The sequence below is a fragment of the Plantactinospora endophytica genome (assembly GCF_016862915.1).
In the GTDB taxonomy this organism is placed as follows: Bacteria; Actinomycetota; Actinomycetes; order Mycobacteriales; family Micromonosporaceae; genus Plantactinospora; species Plantactinospora endophytica.
In genome coordinates this window covers 41,084-56,226 of sequence record NZ_BONW01000009.1, presented here as the reverse complement: position 1 = coordinate 56,226, position 15,143 = coordinate 41,084, and the positions used below count along the sequence as shown (strand labels likewise).

11 protein-coding genes are annotated in these 15,143 nt (G+C 72.3%); 2 read left to right on the top strand and 9 right to left on the bottom strand.

Annotated elements, in window-relative coordinates; translation table 11 throughout:
* Positions 1-54 precede the first annotated feature (54 nt).
* Both Pen02_RS10830 and Pen02_RS10825 read right to left on the bottom strand, forming a co-directional pair.
* Positions 55-897, bottom strand: coding sequence for a DMT family transporter (locus Pen02_RS10830; protein ID WP_203865833.1), 843 nt, complete (start codon positions 895-897; stop codon positions 55-57).
* 186 nt (positions 898-1,083) lie between these two features.
* Positions 1,084-2,484 carry a glycosyltransferase gene (locus Pen02_RS10825; protein ID WP_203865832.1) on the bottom strand — a complete coding sequence of 467 codons (1,401 nt, stop codon included), beginning with the start codon at positions 2,482-2,484 and terminating at the stop codon, positions 1,084-1,086.
* Positions 2,485-2,766: 282 nt separating this feature from the next.
* Here Pen02_RS10825 and Pen02_RS10820 point away from each other — a divergent pair, with 282 nt between their 5' ends.
* A complete protein-coding gene (locus tag Pen02_RS10820; RefSeq protein ID WP_203865831.1) occupies positions 2,767-4,125 on the top strand; it encodes a glycosyltransferase in 1,359 nt (452 codons plus the stop codon).
* A gap of 58 nt (positions 4,126-4,183) precedes the next feature.
* On the opposite strand, the gene Pen02_RS10815 is transcribed toward Pen02_RS10820, so the two are convergent.
* The 7 genes from Pen02_RS10815 to Pen02_RS10785 all read right to left on the bottom strand — a co-directional run bounded on the left by Pen02_RS10815 (position 4,184) and on the right by Pen02_RS10785 (position 12,295).
* Positions 4,184-5,500, bottom strand: coding sequence for an ABC transporter substrate-binding protein (locus Pen02_RS10815; protein WP_203865830.1), 1,317 nt, complete (start codon positions 5,498-5,500; stop codon positions 4,184-4,186).
* Positions 5,501-5,565: 65 nt separating this feature from the next.
* Positions 5,566-6,693 (bottom strand): branched-chain amino acid ABC transporter permease, encoded by a 1,128-nt coding sequence (locus Pen02_RS10810; RefSeq protein WP_239140459.1) that lies wholly within the window; start codon positions 6,691-6,693, stop codon positions 5,566-5,568.
* On the bottom strand, positions 6,690-7,580 hold the full coding sequence (locus tag Pen02_RS10805) for a branched-chain amino acid ABC transporter permease (protein ID WP_203865829.1): 891 nt from the start codon (positions 7,578-7,580) through the stop codon (positions 6,690-6,692). Before Pen02_RS10805 ends, Pen02_RS10810 begins: the two co-directional genes overlap by 4 nt.
* On the bottom strand, positions 7,577-9,607 hold the full coding sequence (locus tag Pen02_RS10800; protein ID WP_239140458.1) for an AMP-dependent synthetase/ligase: 2,031 nt from the start codon (positions 9,605-9,607) through the stop codon (positions 7,577-7,579). The genes Pen02_RS10805 and Pen02_RS10800 overlap by 4 nt, the downstream gene beginning before the upstream one ends.
* Positions 9,604-10,677, bottom strand: coding sequence for an ABC transporter ATP-binding protein (locus tag Pen02_RS10795; protein ID WP_239140457.1), 1,074 nt, complete (start codon positions 10,675-10,677; stop codon positions 9,604-9,606). Before Pen02_RS10795 ends, Pen02_RS10800 begins: the two co-directional genes overlap by 4 nt.
* Positions 10,665-11,456 carry an ABC transporter ATP-binding protein gene (locus Pen02_RS10790; protein ID WP_203865828.1) on the bottom strand — a complete coding sequence of 264 codons (792 nt, stop codon included), beginning with the start codon at positions 11,454-11,456 and terminating at the stop codon, positions 10,665-10,667. Before Pen02_RS10790 ends, Pen02_RS10795 begins: the two co-directional genes overlap by 13 nt.
* A 272-nt stretch (positions 11,457-11,728) precedes the next feature.
* On the bottom strand, positions 11,729-12,295 hold the full coding sequence (locus tag Pen02_RS10785; RefSeq protein ID WP_203865827.1) for a CHRD domain-containing protein: 567 nt from the start codon (positions 12,293-12,295) through the stop codon (positions 11,729-11,731).
* Between the two features lie 439 nt (positions 12,296-12,734).
* On the opposite strand from Pen02_RS10785, the gene Pen02_RS10780 reads away from it, so the two are divergent.
* The gene (locus tag Pen02_RS10780; RefSeq protein WP_203865826.1) at positions 12,735-15,131 is read left to right on the top strand and encodes an ATP-binding cassette domain-containing protein; all 2,397 of its coding nucleotides are present in this window, start codon (positions 12,735-12,737) and stop codon (positions 15,129-15,131) included.
* Positions 15,132-15,143 lie beyond the last annotated feature (12 nt).

Genomic DNA, 15,143 nt, shown 5'->3' with positions numbered 1-15,143 from the left:
ACCCGCCGGTCGGACCAACCGACCGTAAGGATCGACGGAACGGCCTCCGGCGTGTCAGCTTGACCGGGTACGTCGGGCCATGAAGATGCCGGTACTCATCGCTGCCACGGCGACCAGGCCGGCCACCAGCCGCCACCCGTCCAGCGACAGTCTCTCCTCGAAGGCGAAGACCCCGATCAGCACGCTGGCGAACGGGTCGAGCAGGGCGATCGCGGTCAGCGGGGCGGCGATCGGGCCGCCCTGGAAGGCGTTCTGGTTCAGCACCAGTGCGGTGCCCCCGACCACGATCAGGGCGTAGAGGTGCCAGTCCGTGAACACCTGCACCGGGTGGTCCGGCAGCTTCTCGATGACGCTCTTGACCAGGGCGGCGGCCACCGAGTAGAGCAGTCCGGTGGCGATGCCCAGCATCAGTCCCCGGGTCGCGTCCTGGGTACGCCAGGCGACCAGCAGGCAGACCGTGACCAGCGCCCCGATCACGGCGCCGACGCCGATCCAGGCCCACGTCTTCGGTTCCTGCACCCCGCCGCGCGGGTTGGCGGCGAGCAGGAATCCGGTGAGCCCGATGACCCCGACCACCACCACCAGCATGTCCCGGCGGTGCGGCCGGCGCCGCTCGATCGCGGCCTCCAGCGGGATCGCCATGAAGAGCCCGCTCACCAGCAGCGGTTCGACCAGGGCGAGCGCGCCGAAGCGCAGCGCCAGCGCCTGGAGGAAGGTGCCGAGTGCGTCGGGCAGCCAGCCGAGCAGCCACAGCCGCCGGTGCAGCAGCCGGATCAGCAGTCGCGGGTCGATGGTCCGGGTCGGCCGTTCCTGTTTGGCGGCGTGCTGTTCCAGTACCGAACTGACCGCGAAGCAGGCGGCCGAGGCCAGTCCGAGCAGGATGGCGATGCCGTTCACCGGACGGCACCTCCGGGCCGGATCCGCCGCACCGGACCGGCACCCGGCCGCGCCGAACCGATGCCGGGTCGCGCCGGACGAGCGACGAGCCGAACAGAACGAGCGACGAGCCGAATCGGGCCGGTGCCGGGCCGCCCGGCCACCGCCCGCACGAGGGTACGGGCGGCGCGATGTCGAGCCGCCACCTCAGCCTTGCCGGTCCGGACGGTTCACCGGGTGCGTACCGTCGGTCCGGGGCTGGTCGGCACCGATCCGAAGCTTGGCGACCCCCGCGCGCAGTCCCACCCACCGGGTCAGCGTCCGGCGGGCCGGCGCGGCGGCCACCCCCGCCGGCACCTCGGCGGGCACCTCCGGATCAGCCACCGCGTCGTCGACCGGTGTGGACGGCTGCCAACCCCCGATCGGCAGCCCGGTACCCGGTTCGGCCAGCGGGCCGCCCCGGGCCACGTCGGCGACCACCGCCGCCGGATCCGTCTCGAACAGGGCCAGCCCGGCGGCGCGCTGCCGCTGGCCGGGCGTACCGTCGGCGAGCTGGACCAGCGTCGGGCCCAGCTCGGCGGAGTGGCGTACCCAGGTCGCCACCCCGGCCCGGGCCATGGTCGCGGCGTTCGCCCGGCCGTGCCCGGGGATCGGCCGGTAGGTGGCGACCGGCAGGCCGCAGGCCATCGCCTCCAGCGCGGTGAGCCCGCCGGCGTTCTCCACCAGGACGTCGGCGGCGCGCAGCAGTTCCGGCATGTCCTCGACCCAGCCGAAGACGTGGCCGGTGCGCCGCCGGGTCAGCCGGCGGAACAGCGCCTCGTTCCGGCCGCAGACCACCACCGGGACGGCCACCCCGGTACGCGCGATCTCGGCCGCCGTCCGGGCCACCGCGCCGACCCCCCAGGACCCGGCGACCAGCAGGGCCAGCCGGGCGTCCACGGGCAGGCCGAGGCGCTCCCGGGCACGGCGTTTCTCCTCCGCCGACCCGGGACGGAAGCCGGCCGCGACCAGCCGGCCGGCCACCCGGACCTCGCCGGCACCGAGCGCCCGGGCCTCGGCCCGGGTGGTGCGGTGCGCGGCGCAGTGCACGTCGATGCCGGGCGACACCCAGATCGGGTTCACCGCGAAGTCGGTCAGATAGGTGATCACCGGTACGGCGAGCCGCCCCTCCCGGCGCAGCGGCCCGACGATCTGGCTGACAACCGGGTACGTCGACACCACCGCCCTGGTGTCCGGGGGCAGCATCCGCAGCACCCGGGGCCAGACCGGCCGCAGCAGTGCCCGGGTGATCGGGGCGGCCCGGCTGAAGTTCCCGCCGATCGCGAAGAGCAGTCCGTAGATCCACGGCAGCCGGCTCAGCATCCCGTGGTAGGTGCCCCGGAGCAGCCGGCCCAGTCCCCACGGGAAGATGTCGGCCAGGTCCACGCAGTCCGCCTGGAGGCCGCGTTCACGCAGCCGGCCGGCGAGTTCCCGGCTCGCGCCGTCGTGGCCGGCTCCCGCACTGGCGTAGATGATCATCACGCGCGGGCGCCGTCCGCCGACGCCGCCGACGGGCGGCTCGGACGCCTCCTTGCGGTTCGCCTCGTACCGCCCGGATCTGAACGTCATCCGGCCATCTACCCGCAGGAGGTGCGAAGAATCCTCGAAAGGGCGTACCGGCTTCCGGAGCGCGGCAGCGGAGCCCTACCGACGCCACTTCCGCACGCCGGAGGCGTCGGGTCCGGGCGAAGAACCGCTGCCGGCGCCGGTCGGGCCGTAGACTCCGGATACCCCGCGAGACTCCGGATACCCCGCGACGGGCGGCCGACGCGTCGGGCGGCAGCCGGTGCCGCACCCAGAGCAGTGACCGCGTGCCGCCGGTCGATGTCCCCGGCCCACCGGGAGGTCGCCATGCGGGTCCTGATCGTCACCGCCGGCTCCCTCGGTGACGTCGCGCCGTACACCGGGCTCGGTGCCCGGCTGCGGGACGCCGGTCACCGGGTGGCGGTCGCCGCCCCGGGCCCGTACGCCGACCTGGTCTCCGGGGCCGGCCTGGAGTTCCGGCCGATCGCCGGTGACCTGTCCGCGCTCCGCGCCGCCACCGCCGGGCGGCACCGGTCCTGGCCCGTACCGGGCGCCCCGGGGCTGGTCGACTTCGTCCGGCTCGGCGGCCGGTTCGTCGGCGACCTCGGCACCGGCATCGCCACCGCCGCCGGGGCGGGCACCGACGTACTGTTGCTGTCCAGCACGACCGCGCCGCTGGGGTACTCGGTGGCGCAGTACCACCGCATCCCGAGCCTCGGGGTCTTCCTCCAGCCGACCTCGCCCACCGGGGCGTTCCCGCCGGTCGTGCTCGGTGTGCGGTCGCTGGGCCGGTGGGGAAACCGGCTCGCCGGTCGACTCGGCCGGCTCCTCGCCGACCGGGTGTACGCCGACGCCTCCCGCCGGCTGCGCGACCTGCTCGGACTGCCGCCGGTCGGGCTCGGCAGCCTGCAACGCCGGGCGACGGCCGACGGCTGGGCGGTCCAGCACGGGTTCAGCCCGACGGTGCTGCCCCGGCCGCCGGACTGGCCGGCGGGGCTGGACGTGGTCGGCTACTGGTGGCCGCTGACGGATGCCGGGTGGCGGCCACCCGCCGACCTGGTCGACTTCCTCGCCGCCGGCCCGCCGCCGGTCTACGTCGGTTTCGGCAGCCTCGCCGACACCGGGAACGGGCTGCACCGTCTGGTCGTCGGCGCACTGCGCCGGGCCGGGGTACGCGGCGTGCTCCAAGGGCTCGACGGTGCCGGTGCCGGGGCGGTCCCGGGCGAGGACGGTGCCGGTGCCGGGGTGTTCCAGGGACCGGAGGGTGCCGAGGCCGCAGTGCTCCGGGGGCCGGCGGGTGCAGGTGCCGGGGCGGGCGGGCTCCGGGAGCCGGACGTGTTCACCGTCGGGGACGTACCGCACGACTGGCTCTTTCCCCGGATGGCCGCGCTGGTGCACCACGCCGGTTGCGGCACCACCGCCGCCGGGCTTCGGGCCGGGGTGCCGGCCGTACCGGTGCCGATCCTCGCCGACCAGCCGTTCTGGGCCGCCCGGCTGGCCGCCCTCGGGGTCGGCCCGGCGGTGCTGCCGTTCCGCCGGCTCGACGAAGCCCGGCTGGCCGACGCCATCCGGGCGGCGGTGGCCGGACCGGACTTCCGGCACCGGTCCCGCCGGCTCGCCGACCGACTGTCCACCGAGGACGGTGCCGGCGCGGTGGTGGCCGCGGTCGACCGGCTGGCCCGTTGACCGGCCGACCGCGGCCCGCTCGATCCCGGCCCCTACGGCGGGGTCGGCGCCGCGTCGGTCAGAGCTTCTCGTAACAGGGCCGGTCCAGGTCGTACCCCGTGGCGGTCGGCCCGGCGGTCAACGGCCGGACCTGGATCACCCCGGTCGGGGCGGCCCGGTCCGGCCGGTACACCGCGGTGACCCGGACGGCGCCGTCGTTCGGACCGGCGGCATAGTTGCCGGCGCCGCTCGGCAGCATCCCCTCGTAGTCCACGGTGGACAGCGACTTGACCGCTTTCAGCAGCCCGGCCCGGGTCAGGTCACCGTCGGCCGCCGCCTTGGTCAGCGCGGCCTTCAGCGGGTACGACCACACCCAGCCCGAGGTGTAGCCGTCGTTCGGGGTGATCTGACCCAGTGCCTGGCGCAGCGCCTGGTGGCCCGGGGTGTCGGCGCTGTAGGTGTCCCACGGCGCGGTCTGCTCGTAGCGGGCCAGCAGGGCCGGTGCGGCGGCGCTCTGCAACAGCGCCGGGTTCCAGGTCGGACTGGTGCCGATGAACCGGCCGGTGAAGCCCCGTGCTGCGGCCTGGCCCACGATCGCCGCCGCGTCGGCCGGTCCCATGGTCAGGATCACCAGGTCGGGGCGGCCGGTGAGGATCGCCTGGATCGCGCCGGCCTGCTTGTCCGCGCCCGAGTCGGTCTTCACCGCGTTGAAGGTCATCCCGAGGGACTGTGCGGCGAGCTTGGCGCCGGCCGCCGCGTCGTCGCCGTAGTCACCGGCCAGGTGCACCGCCAGTACCGACTTCACGCCGTGCGCCTGCCTGGCGTAGTCGAGCGCGTTCATCGACTCCAGGCAGTAGTTGGCGCCGGACTCGACGATCACGTCCTCGAAGGCGTACGCCGAGGTCCAGGCGGCCGGCGCCGCGACCACGCTGCTGGCCTTCATGTCGGCCAGGATGGCGGCGGTGGTCGGCGAGCCGAGGGTCTGGGCCAGGGCCAGCACGTTCGGCTTCATCTCCTGGTACACCTGGTTGTGCGTCTGCGGGTTGTACTTGTTGTCCCGGATCCACCGGGTCACGTCGACCTCGTAGTTCCCGATCCCGCCGGCGGTGTTCACCCGCTTCCAGAACGCCTTCTGCGCGTCGGTGATCGGCACCGCCAGCGCCCGGAACGGTCCCTCGGTCAGGTCGGAGATGATGCCGAGGTAGATGCATCCCTTGTTCCGGTCCACCGCCTCCGGGCACGGCTCGGCGGTGACGCCGACGTCGGTCTTCACCCCGGACGCGTCGGTCTCGGTGTCCCCGCCGCGACAGGCGGTGGTCGCGGCGCAGAGCAGCAGGGCGACGGTCGCGGCGGCGATCCGGCGCGGCCCGGTGCCGGACGGTCTGTTCCTTCCCATGGCTACCTCACAGTCCGTTGGAGCAGCTCGACAGGAGAACGCTGTGGTCGGTTCGACGACGGCGGTCAGTAGGAGAACGGCCAGGCCTTCCAGTAGTTGCGGACCCGTACCCAGATCCCGAACAGGCCCCGGGGCTCGAAGATGAGGAAGACGATCAGGAGTACGCCGTAGAGGATCGTCTCCACCTGGAAGACGTTCGGCACCTCGTTCGGCTGGGCGCTGAGGAACGGCACCCACGCCTGCAACTCCCGGGTGAACCGGGGCAGCAGGGTGATGAAGAACGCCCCGGCGATCGCGCCGGAGATGGTGCCCGCACCGCCGATCAGCACCATCGCGATGTACTGCACCGACAGCAGCAGGCTGAACGAGCTCGGGTCGAAGAATCCGGTGATCGTGTAGAGCAGTGCGCCGGCGCAGCCGGCGTACGCCGACGAGACGGCGAAGGCGATCGTCTTGTACCGGGCCAGGTTCACCCCGATCACCCCGGCCGCGATGTCGCGGTCCCGGATCGCGGTGAACGCCCGCCCCACCTTCGAGCGGGCCAGGTTGGCGGCGGCGAGCGCGAAGCCGAGCAGGAGCAGCAGCATCAGCCAGTAGAGCTTCTGGTCCCGGGTGCCGAGCGGGCCGGTGGCGGCGATCGGCTGCCCGAAGAACTCCAGGGTGGCCGCCGGCCGGCCGACCCCGGCCCCGCCGGTCAACGCCGACCACTCGCTGAACACGTGCTGGCCGATGAAGACCAGGCCGAGGGTGACGATCGCCAGGTAGAGGCCCCGCAGCCGGGTGGCGAGCGGGGCGACGAGCACCCCGGCCAGCCCGGCCAGCAGGCCGGCGGCGGGCAGCCAGACCGCGATGTTGGTGATCCCGAAGCCGATCACCCGGCCGTCCGGGTCGCCGCTGATCACCGCCGCCGTGTACGCGCCGACGGCGAGGAAGAACGCGTGCCCCAGCGAGACCTGCCCGGCGTACCCGGTGACCAGTCCCAGCCCGATCGCCCCGATCGCCGCCACGCAGCAGACCGCCAGCAGTTGCAGCACCTCGTCGGTGAGCAGGAAGGGCAGCGCGAGCGCGACGACCAGCAGCCCGGCCACCGCCACCCGCTTGGCCCGGGTGTCGAAGAGGGTCAACTCCTGCGCGTACGAGGTGTGCAGGTCGGGACGTCCGCGCAGTCGGGTACGCCGTCCGGTGGTGTTCACACCCGTTCCACCTCCCTCGTGCCGAACAGCCCGTACGGGCGGACCAGCAGGACCAGCAGCATCAGCACGTACGGGGTGATCACCGAGACGTTGCCGCCGAGCCAGGGCGCGTGCTGCTGGTAGGTGGCGGTGAGTTCCTGGATCGTTCCGACGGCGAGTCCGCCGACCACCGCGCCGGGCAGCGAGTCGAGTCCACCCAGGATGATCACCGGCAGGGCGGTCAGCGCGATCAGCCAGAGCGCCGCGTCGACGCTCGCCCCGGCGGCGGCGAAGGTGCCGGCCACCGCCGCCAGCCCACCGGCCAGTCCCCAGGACAGCGCGAAGACGGCACCGACCGAGACGCCCATGGCCAGTGCTGCCTCCTGGTCGTACGCGGCGGCCCGCATCGCCAGCCCCATCCGGGTGTAGCGGAAGAAGGCGAACATCCCGCCGATCAGCACGGTGGTGGCGAGCAGCGCGGCGAGGTGCCGCTGTTGCAGGTCGATCCCGGTACCGGGAATCGTCACCGTACGCAGCCCCCACGGGTCACCGACGTGCCGGACGTCCAGCCCGATGAATCCGTTGACCACCACCCGGACGGCGACGTCCACCCCGAGGGTGATGATCGCGACCACGAACGCCGGCCGACCGACCATCGGGCGTACCGCCACCCGTTCCACCCCGAGCGCCAGCCCCGCGGTGAGCACGGCGGCGACCGGCACCGCCACCCAGAAGCCGAGCGGCCCGGCCAGGTAGGTGACGAGTACCGCGCCGGCCAGCATGAAGGCGGGCTGGGCGAAGCTGATCACCCGGGTCGCCTTGTAGACGATGACGAAGCCGAGGGCGAGCAGGGCGTAGACGCTGCCGGTGCCCAGGCCGCGCAGCAGGCTCTCGACCAGCTCGGTCATCCCGCCGCCCCCGCCCCGGGCTCCCCGGCTCCGGCCCGCGCCCCGGACTCTGCCGCTCCGCCCATCGCCCCGACTTCCCCTGCTCCGGACCTCGCCGACCGGCGGGTGTACAGGTCGTCGATCAGCTCGGCGAAGCGATCCGCGACGGCGGCCCGGCGTACCTTCTGGGTGGCGGTCAGCTCGCCGTCGTCGTGGTCGAGTTCCTTGGGCAGCAGCGCGAACCGTTTGACCTGCTCGACCGGGGCGCGTCCGGCGTTCACCGCCGCGACCAGCGTCTCGACCAGGGCCCGGACCTCGGGCTTCTCGGCCAGGTCCCGGTAGGTCGTGTACGCCAGCCCGCGCCGCTGCGCCCACTCCCCCACGGTCTCCAACTCGATCCCGACCAGCGCGGTCAGGTACGGCCGGCGGTCGCCGACCAGGATCGCCTCCTTGACGTACGGCGACGCCTTCAGCGCGTTCTCGATCTCGGACGGGGCGACGTTCTTGCCACCGGCAGTGATCATGATGTCCTTGGCCCGGTCGGTGATCCGCACGTACGTGCCGTCGACCCACTCGCCGACGTCGCCGGTACGCAGCCACCCGTCCGCGTCGACGGCGGCCTCGGTCGCCGCCGGGTCCCGGTAGTAGCCGGCGAAGACACCTCCGTGCCGGGTCAGGATCTCCCCGGTCTGCTCGTCGATCCGCAACTCCACCCCGGGGTGCGGTTCGCCGACGGTGCCGAGCCGGACCCGGCCCGGCCGGTTGCCGGTGGCGACGGCGGTGTTCTCGGTCATCCCGTACACCTCGTGCATGGGCACGCCGATGCCCATGAAGAAGCGCAGCACGTCCGGGGCGATCGGGGCAGCACCGGAGGCGGCGTACCGGACCCGTCGCATCCCGATCCGCACCCGCAGCGCGCGGTAGCAGAACAGCCAGCCGATCCCGTACGCCAGCCGGGTGCCGGCGGTGTGCCGACCGCCGTTCCGGACCAAGGTGCCGGCGATCCGGTCGGCGACGCCGAGCCAGATCCGGGCGTTCCACCGTTTGACCGCCGAGGCGTTGGCCAGCCGGATCGTCACGCCTGCGAGGATCTTCTCCCAGATCCGGGGTACCCCGAACAGGATGCTCGGCTGCACCTCGCGCAGGTTCGCCTGCACGGTGTCGATCGACTCGGCGAACGCGACCTGCACCCCGGCGCCGGCGTTGAACCAGGTGGTGAAGATCCGTTCCGCCACATGGCACAACGGCAGGTACGACAGCAGCAGGTCGGACGGCCCGGGCGGCGGATCGGTGAACCCGCCACCGTCGACCAGTACCCGGATCGCGAAGTCCACGTTGGCGACGGTCAGCATCGCGCCCTTGGCCGGGCCGGTGGTGCCGGAGGTGTAGATCAGCGTGGCGACGTCGTCGGCGGTCGCCGCCGCCATCCGGGCGGCCACCGCCTCTGGCTCGGCGGCCCGGTGCTCGGCGCCGAGGGCCAGCAGTTCGTCCCAGCCGAGCAGGGCGGGGTGCCGGTAGCGGTGCCGGATGCCGCGCGGTTCGAGGTAGACGATCCGCTCCAGGTCCGGGCAGTCGTCGATCACCTCCAGCGCCTTGTCGACCTGCTCCTGGTCCTCGGCGACCAGCACCCGGGCCCCGGAGTGCGAGAGCAGGTAGCCGACCTCCGGCGGCGGGTTGGTCGGATAGAGCCCGACCGTCATCGCCCGCAGCGCCACCGTCGCCACGTCGGCGATCAGCCACTCCCGGCGGTTCTCCGCGTGGATCGCCACCCGGTCCCCGGGCTGCACCCCGAGCGCCAGCAGCCCGTGCGCCACCGTCTGCACGGTGTCCCAGTAGCCGGCCCAGGTCACCTCCTGCCAGATCCCCCGGTCCTTGCCCCGCATCGCCACCGCGTCCGGGGTGGCGAGGGCACGGTCGCGGACGCGTACCGCGATCGTGCCGGCCGGGCCGACGCCGGCCGGCGTTCCCGCCGAAGAGGTGGTGGTCGCGGCTGCTTCGGTGGCGGCCGGGATCTCGGGTGGAACGGTCTCGGCGGAGGGCTCGGTCACGTCGCCTCCCCCGGTCGCGCGTCGTCGCCGCCGCGCGCCGACGGACCACGCGGGGCGGGAACGGCCTGCGCCCCGGCCGGCGCGGAAAGGTCGCTGTCGCCGGCCACGCCGGGAAGACCACCGCGCTCGGCCGGGCCGGAATGGCCGCTCTGTTCGCCCGCGCCGGGATGGCCGCCCTGTTCGGCCGGGCCGGGCGGTGCGCCGCCGAGGTAGGCGCGCACGACGTCCGGGTGGTGGGGGATCTCCGCCGGGCTGCCGGTCGCGACGACCTGGCCGAAGTCGACCACCAGCACCCGGTCGGCCAAGTCCATCACCAGACCCATGTCGTGTTCGACCAGCACGATCGGGATGTCCAGCTCGTCGCGGATGTCGAGGACGAACCGGGCCATGTCCTCGGTCTCCTCCAGGTTCATCCCGGCGACCGGCTCGTCCAGCAGCAGCAGTTTGGGTTCCATCGCCAGGGCCCGGCCCAACTCGACCCGCTTCTGCACCCCGTACGGCAGCAGCCCGACCGGCATCCGCCGCCAGCGTTCCAGTTCGAGGAAGTCCACGATCTCCTCGACCGCCGCCCGGTTGGCGATCTCGGCGCGACGGGCCCGGCCCAGCCAGCCGATCGCGGCGAGCGGGCCGTAGCCGATGTGGTTGTGCCGGCCGAGCAGCAGGTTGTCCAGCACGGTGAGGTTGCCGAACAGTTCGACGTTCTGGAAGGTCCTGGCCATGCCCAGCCCCGCGATGGTGTGCGGGCGGCGGCCGACCAGGTCCACCCCGTCGAAGACGACCCGGCCGGTCTGCGGCCGGTAGACCCCGGAGAGGACGTTGAAGATGGAGGTCTTGCCCGAGCCGTTCGGGCCGATGATGGCGAAGAGTTCGTGCCGGCCGACCGTGAACGTCACCCCGTCGATGGCCCGTACGCCGGCGAAGTGCAGCCGGACGTCCTCGAACCGCAGGATCGGGTCGGCCTCGACCGGGACGGCCCTCGCCGACTCCGGCCCGACCGGGACGGCCGTCGTCGGTTCGGTCTCGACCGGGTCCGCCGGTGGCTGTCCCGGCACGGCCGTCACGACAGCCACCGCTTGCGCCGTCGGTAGTGCTTGACCTCTCGGAACGACCGCCGGCCAGCCCCGGCCGTGGCGCCGAGGCCGAGATAGAACTCCCGGATGTCGTCGTCGGCCAGCAACTGCTCGGCCGGCTTGTCCAGCACCACCTGCCCGGTCTCCAGTACGTAGCCGTGGGTGGCCAGCGAGAGGGCCATGGTGGCGTTCTGCTCGACCAGCAGTACTCCGGCGCCGGTCGCGTTGATCGCCACGATCAGTTCCCGGACCTGCTCGACCAGTCGGGGGGCGAGGCCGAGGCTGGGCTCGTCCAGCAGCAGGTAGCGGGGCTGCGCCATCAGTGCCCGGCCCATCGCGAGCATCTGCTGCTCGCCGCCGGAGAGATAGCCGGCGGTGTGCCGGCGACGCCGGGCCAGCGCCGGGAAGAGTCCGAAGACCTGCTCCAGCCGGGTGGGGATCTGCCGGTACGCGGTGTGGCCGCCGAGCCGCAGGTTCTCCTCCACGGTCAGCTCGGCGAAGATCCGCCGGCCTTCCATCACCTGACAGACGCCCCGGCGGACCACCGCGGCCGGCCGGAGCCGGTGGATCGGCTGCCCGTCGAGCGTGACGGTGCCCTTGGTGACCGCACCGTCGTGCACGTCGAGCAGGCCGCTGATCGCCCGGAGCAGGGTGGTCTTGCCGGCGCCGTTCGCGCCGAGCAGCGCGACGATCCCACCCGGCGGTACGGCGAGGCTCACCCCGCGCAGCACCAGCATGACGTCGTCGTAGACGACCTCCAGATTGCGCACCTGCAGCATCCGGGAACCCCCGGTTCTCGGTTGTGGCGCGGGTCACAAAGTTACCGGACATTAACCACGGCGCAACGTCACGTCAAGAGCATCGTGGCAACGCCTGTCGATTTCACCGGATCGACAGAGGTCACACCGGACGGACCACCGTCGCTTGTGGACTCGTTCCCGGCAGACGCCGGACGGACCTGCTCCGGGCGAACGCACCCGGTCCCGGGCAGGCTTACGCGGTGACCCTTCCGGAGCGGTGAAGGCTTGAGCGGTGACGGTGGGGTGACGGTTCAGTGCCGGTGGCGTCCGAGCTGTGCTCGGATCTCCCCGCCCGGATAGAGCGAACTGTGCACGTTGACGTACGTGGCACCGGCCCGTACCGCCGCGACCAGCTCGTCGAACTGTCCGGCGGTGATGCCCTGGGCCGTCGGCCCGATCACGTCGACCGGTCGAATCGTGCCGGTGACCGTGGCCGGTGCGGCCGGACACGCCTGGGTACCCGCCGGTCCGTTGCCGAGGTTGGTGCAGATGAAGGCGCTGATCCCGCCGCTCTGCGCCCGACCGCCGACGTGGACGTGCGCCTGGGTGACGTTGCCCTCCAGCCCCTCGTAGCTGAGCTGGTAGGTCAGTTCCTGCTCGTCCTCGTCGATCCCGAGGCTGAGCCGGCCGGTGCCACTGGTCGAGATGGCCAGCGGATCTTCCTGGTAGCCGGTCAGTCGCTCGCGTACCACACCCCAGCGGTCCCGCTCGTCGTCGTTGCGGTCGGCGGTCCCGTACGCGATCCGGACCGTTCCGGCCCCGGCCGCCAGCAGGGCGGCCACGGAGGCCACCGCGCCGTACCATCGTCGGATCATCATTGCCACGCCTCCCCGGTCCAGCCAATGGTCGTCACCCTGCTCAACGGGCCGGATGCCGACCAGGAGACAGCGCCGGTGTGACGGATCAAAGACAGAGAGTGACGGCTACCGTGCGCCGCGACACAGCCGGCCGGACCGATCACGATTCGAGAAGCCAGGCCCGCCGAGCCACGGCTAGCGTGGCCGCCATGGACGCGGGCGGTGTGATCGGTGCGGGCAACACCCGCAAGGCGGTAACCCCGGTCAGATCGCGGTGCCCCCGTCGGCCCGCAGCCCGACCACCGCAACCGGGTTCGGGACACCGGCGCAGGCCAGTGGCGGCGAGCCGCCGGCCGCACCAGGTGGCACAGCGGCGGCACGGCAGGCTCGCCACGTCGCCGAAAATCCGGCACGCGCCAGCAGACCTCACGATCCTGACAGAGCCACAGATGGAGACACGATGAGCAAGGCCACGAGGACGGAGACCCGATCGCCCGCGCGGCCCGCCGCCGGCGGCCACGATCTGATCCGGGTACACGGCGCGCGCGTGAACAACCTCAAGGACGTCAGCGTCGAGATCCCGAAGCGGCTGCTGACCGTCTTCACCGGCGTCTCCGGCTCGGGCAAGAGTTCACTGGTGTTCGGCACGATCGCTGCCGAGTCGCAGCGGCTGATCAACGAGACCTACAGCACCTTCGTCCAGGGCTTCATGCCGACCCTGGCCCGGCCCGAGGTCGACGTACTCGAAGGGCTGACCACCGCGATCATCGTCGACCAGCAGCGGATGGGTGCCGATCCCCGCTCCACGGTCGGCACCGCCACCGACGCACACGCGATGCTGCGCATCCTGTTCAGCCGGCTCGGGCAGCCGCACGTCGGCTCTCCCGCCGCGTTCTCGTTCAACGTCGCCTCGGTACGGGCCAGCGGCTCGATCACGGTCGAGCGCGGCGAGGGCAAGACCAAGGCCGTACGGCAGACCTTCACCCGGACCGGCGGCATGTGTACCCGCTGCGAGGGCCGGGGCAACGTCTCCGACATCGACCTCAGCCAGCTCTACGACGACTCCAAGTCGCTCGCCGAAGGCGCCTTCACCATCCCCGGCTGGAAGTCGGACAGCTTCTGGACCGTACGGGTCTACGCCGAGTCGGGCTTCGTCGACCCGGACAAGCCGATCCGGAAGTACACGAAGAAGGAGATGCAGGACTTCCTCTACAAGGAGCCGGTGAAGGTCAAGGTCGACGGCGTCAACCTCACCTACGAGGGGCTGATCCCCAAGATCCAGAAGTCCTTCCTGAGCAAGGACCCCGAGGCGATGCAGCCGCACATCCGGGCGTTCGTGGAGCGGGCGGTCACCTTCACCACCTGCCCCGAATGCGGCGGCAGCCGGCTCAGCGAGGCGGCCCGATCGTCGAAGATCAACGGGGTCAACATCGCCGACGTCTGCGCGATGCAGATCAGCGACCTCGCCGAATGGGTACGCAACCTCGACGAGCCGTCGGTCGCGCCGCTGCTCGCGTCACTGCGGGACACTCTCGACTCGTTCGTGGAGATCGGGCTCGGCTACCTCTCCCTCGACCGGCCATCCGGCACGCTCTCCGGCGGCGAGGCCCAGCGGACCAAGATGATCCGCCACCTCGGCTCCTCGCTCACCGACGTGACCTACGTGTTCGACGAGCCGACCATCGGGCTGCACCCGCACGACATCCAGCGGATGAACAACCTGCTGCTGCGGCTGCGCGACAAGGGCAACACGGTGCTGGTCGTCGAGCACAAGCCGGAGACGATCACGATCGCGGACCACGTCGTCGACCTCGGCCCCGGCGCCGGCACCGCCGGTGGCCAGGTGATGTTCGAGGGTACCGTCGACGGGCTGCGGGCCAGCGGCACCGTCACCGGCCGGCATTTCGACGACCGGGCCACCCTCAAGGACAAGGTACGGACGCCGTCCGGCGCGTTGGAGATCCGGGGCGCCAGCACCAACAACCTGCGCGACGTCGACGTCGACATCCCGCTCGGGGTGCTCTGCGTGGTCACCGGCGTAGCCGGCTCCGGCAAGAGCTCGCTCCTGCACGGGTCGATCCCGGCCAGCGCGGGGGTGGTCTCGATCGACCAGGGCGCGATCCGTGGCTCGCGGCGGAGCAACCCGGCGACGTACACCGGACTGCTCGACCCGATCCGCAAGGCGTTCGCGAAGGCCAACGGGGTGAAGCCGGCGCTGTTCAGCGCCAACTCCGAGGGCGCCTGCCCCAACTGCAACGGTTCCGGCGTCGTCTACACCGACCTGGCGATGATGGCCAGCGTCGCCACCACCTGCGAGGAGTGCGAGGGCAGGCGGTTCGACGCCTCGGTGCTGGAATACCACCTCGGCGGTCGGGACATCAGCGAGGTACTCGCGATGTCGGTGACCGAGGCCGAGGAGTTCTTCGGCACCGGCGAGGCGCGTACCCCGGCCGCGAACGCCATCCTCGGGCGACTCGCCGACGTCGGACTCGGCTACCTCAGTCTCGGCCAGCCGCTCACCACGCTGTCCGGCGGCGAGCGTCAGCGGCTCAAGCTGGCCAGCCACATGGCCGAGAAGGGCGGCGTCTACGTCCTCGACGAGCCGACCACCGGCCTGCACCTCGCCGACGTCGAGCAACTGCTCGGCCTGCTGGACCGGCTCGTCGACGCCGGCAAGTCGGTCGTCGTCATCGAGCACCACCAGGCGGTGATGGCACACGCCGACTGGATCATCGACCTCGGTCCCGGTGCCGGCCACGACGGTGGACGGATCGTCTTCGAGGGCACGCCCGCCGACCTCGTCGCCGCCCGCTCCACCCTCACCGGCGAACACCTGGCGGACTACGTCGGCGCCTGACCGGAGCCGCAC